The 3,408-nt window shown below is 72.1% G+C and carries 3 protein-coding genes; 2 read left to right on the top strand and 1 reads right to left on the bottom strand.

Annotated elements, in window-relative coordinates:
• Both AOK09_RS34825 and AOK09_RS34830 read left to right on the top strand, forming a co-directional pair.
• Positions 1–364 (top strand): ATP-binding cassette domain-containing protein (locus AOK09_RS34825; RefSeq protein WP_157876162.1); only part of this gene is annotated, 364 nt, incomplete at its 5' end.
• Between the two features lie 313 nt (positions 365–677).
• A complete protein-coding gene (locus AOK09_RS34830; protein ID WP_055591202.1) occupies positions 678–950 on the top strand; it encodes a WhiB family transcriptional regulator in 273 nt (90 codons plus the stop codon).
• Positions 951–1,803: 853 nt separating this feature from the next.
• Here the strand turns inward: AOK09_RS34830 and AOK09_RS34840 are convergent.
• Positions 1,804–3,408: tetratricopeptide repeat protein (locus AOK09_RS34840; protein ID WP_217698531.1), on the bottom strand; the 1,605-nt coding region annotated here is incomplete at its 5' end.

The following is a 3,408-nucleotide window of genomic DNA, read 5'->3' on the forward strand; positions in this document are numbered from 1 at the left end:
CGCCGCCCTGGACCAGCTCCCCCGCCACACCCCCACGGGCCCCCTGGGCACCGCCCTCTCACAGGGACAGCGCCGCCGCCTGGTGATCGCCAGGGCACTGCTGCGCGCACCGGCGGTCCTCCTGCTCGACGAACCCACGGCCGGCCTCGACCACCGCAGTGCCGTACGGATGCTGAAGGGGGTCCGGCTGGCCCTGCCGGACAGCGCCCTGGTGATCGCACTACCGGACCGGCACCACGAGCTGATCCCCTTCACCGCCACCCACACCCTGCGGCTGCAGCAACGCACCCCGCAACCGCTGAGCCCCGAGGCCAGTGCTCCCGTGCGGTTTCGTGATCCATCAAGCCGGTCTCGTCGACGATGAGAACACCGCGGTCGGCCCCGAGGAGTTCGACGGTGGCCTGCGGAGCAGACCCAGGGGCGCAACTGCCGTCCACGTCCTTCCGGGTCCGCCGCCGCCCCCACCCCGCCGCCAGCAGGAAGCCGCTGCGGGATGGCTGACCGGCTCCGCCCGGCCTGGGGCCCTGTCTGCGCTACGGAGCCAGGTGCCGTGCATCGCAGGACAAGCCGTCGGTCCGCAGGTACGTAGCTTGTTGATCGACCAGCGGCCAACCCACTATGCCTCCCCGTCAGACCGCGTGCACCCGCCGCGGGTCGAGTCCCGAACGGAGAACCCGATGAAACCCACGCGCCTGAAGCCGCTACTCACCGACTGGCAGTGGCAGGCCCGCGCCGCCTGCCGAGGCATGGACAGCTCGGTGTTCTTCTCCCCGCCCAACGAACGCGGCACCACTCGCCGCCGGCGCGAGCGCAACGCCCGGCGCATCTGCCAGAGCTGCGCCGTGCGGACTCCCTGCGCTCGCTTCGCCCTCGAGACGGCCCAGCCCTATGGCGTCTGGGGAGGCCTCACCGAGACCGAGCGCGAGGCCGAACACCGTCAGGCGGGCTGACGCTCCCCTGGGACCGCCTTCTCTCGCGGGCGCAGGGCCCGACCGAAAGGCGTCACCGTTCACGGGTGTCCGCACCTCAGGCATGTGCACGGCGCGCACGCCGCCGTTCCTCGGAAAAACTCCCTACGACGGCGATGACTCGTACGTGGCGCGCCAGATCGCGGACGACGGCCCCGGGCGTACCCCGCCCGTAGCCATCCCCTTTGCGGCCATCTCCCCTACGGATGAGCCTGGACCCGGGGCGTCGCCGCCGAAGGGGAAGCTCACCGTGCCCTCGTGGGCACGCACGGAGCGAGGGCAGGGCGCGGCCGCGCCCGGGCGCGCAAGGAGCGCGCCCACGCACCGCCCTCACCGGGCACTCGCAAGCGCCGCTCCCCTATCCCCGCTCCCGGAACCGCTCGAATCCGGCCGACTCGTCGACCTCGGCCTCCGCAGCCGCGACCGCCTGAACGGCATCCTTCATGAGTAGCAACATGCCGCATGAACGGTCTGGACGGCGCCGGACACGACGGTCCAGAGCCAGCTCACGGTGCCCGTGCCGCAGGCGGCCAGGGCGTCGGACGTCAAGGTCCGCTTCCGGTTCGTCGAAGTCAACGACAAGCACGGGGAGATCGACAACGTCTTCGCGGGCTCGCGCTCGTGCGACCCCGCGGCAGGCGGCGTCACCGGCCAGGTCACGGACGCGAACACCGGTGCCCCGCTGACGAGCGCCGAGGTCTCGGCGCAGGGCGGCACTCCCGCCGTCACCCAGGCCACCACCGACGACCCCGCACTCGGCGACGGCTTCTACTGGTTCTTCGCGCCGGGAACCGCCGGCCAGTCGATGGCCGCGACCGGTCGCCGCAGGCGTGGCTCACTCGGCGGGGGGCGAGTCCAGGAGTTTCCGCGCGGTCTCCAGGTCGCTGCTGGCGGCCGCGTCGCCGATGACGAGGACTTGGCGGAAACAGGAGAGGGCCTCCTCGGTTTCCCCCAGTTCACTCAGGGCCTGACCCAAATCCAGGAGCACGCCGCCCTCCACCTCGGGCATGCCGATGCGCTGCAGCTGGAACAGGCCGCTGCGAAAGTGGTCGGCAGCCTCCTGCCACCGCCCCAGAGCGGCGTAGTCGCGGCCGAGTCCGCTGATCGTCTTGGCACGATACCTGGCGGCTACGGGTTCACCTACCGGGCAGTCAGGCGCGTCCAGGAAGGCGGTGACGCGCTCGCGCACTGCCAGGGCTTCCTCCGTGCGGCCGAGGTCGCGCAGCGCGATCCCGTAGGTGGTCATGCCCTGGAGCCAGCCGTCGTAGTCGCCGGCGGCTTCGAACAGGTCGACGGAGGCCCGAGCCTTGTCGTAGGCCTTCTGGTGCTCACCGAGGTAATAGTGGGCCAAGGCCCCATACGCGAGTGCCCAGGCCTGCAGGGAGAGGTCCTGGGCGCGGCGGGCGCATTCCAGCGCCTCGTCGGCCCGTTCGAGGGCCTCGCGGTAGCGCCGCCCGTGGTCGGACAGCGCCATCGAGTAGTTTCCGAGGTGCTCGGCCTGCAGGCGGGGGTCGTCGAGTGCGGCGGCGGCTTCGCTGGACAGGCGGTGGACCTCGAGCCAGTGCCCTCCCCAGCCGCCGCTCAGGCTGGCGAACCATCTCATGGCGGCGACGGTCTCCACCACCCGTGTGTGCTCACCCCTGCGGGCGGCGCTGCGCAGTGCGGCGAGCCAGGCCAGGGCCTCGCTCTCTAGCCAGGCCCGAGCCTGCTGCGGAGTCTCCAGCGTGACCAGGCCCCGCCAGGACGAGGGCAGCGCATCGCCCACCCGGCGGCCTGCGGCGGTGGCGGTGTCCAGCAGCCAGGCGCGCAGCCGGTCCTCGGCTGCTTCCTGCTCGGCGGGTTCCTCCTGGCGCGCCAGCCGGGTGCGGGCGAACAGCCGTAGCAGGTCGTGGAGCTGGTAGCGGCCGGTGAAGGTGGCCTGCAGCAGTCCCGCCTCGACGAGTTCCTCCATGACGTCCTCGGCCTCGAAGACGTCGGTCGCTGTCAGAGCGGCGCCGTAGGCGGCGGTCATGTCCGGTCCCGGGACCAGGCTCAGCAGCCGCAGCATGTGAGCGGCCTGGCCGGTCAGCTGCCGGTAGGAGAGCTCGAACGCCGCCTCCACCCGGACATCGCCCGCGGCGAGCGCCCCCAGGCGGCGTTCCTCGTCGGTCAGACGCCGTACCAGGTGATCCACGCTCCACCCCGAGCGTGCCGTCAGCCAGTTCCCCGCAACCCGCAACGCCAGCGGCAGATGCCCGCACAGGTTTGCCACCTGCCGCACCGCGTCGGCTTCGGCGTCCGCCCGCCTCTCGCCCAGGATCCGTCTCAGCAGCTCGACCGCCTCGGCCTGCGTCATCGCGGACAGCGCCAGCCGGCCGACATTCTCCAGGCCGGTCAGCGGGCGCCGGCTGGTGACCAGCACCAGACTCTGACCTTCGCCGGGCAGCAGCGCACGGACCTG

It is taken from the genome of Peterkaempfera griseoplana (assembly GCF_001418575.1).
GTDB lineage: Bacteria > Actinomycetota > Actinomycetes > Streptomycetales > Streptomycetaceae > Peterkaempfera > Peterkaempfera griseoplana.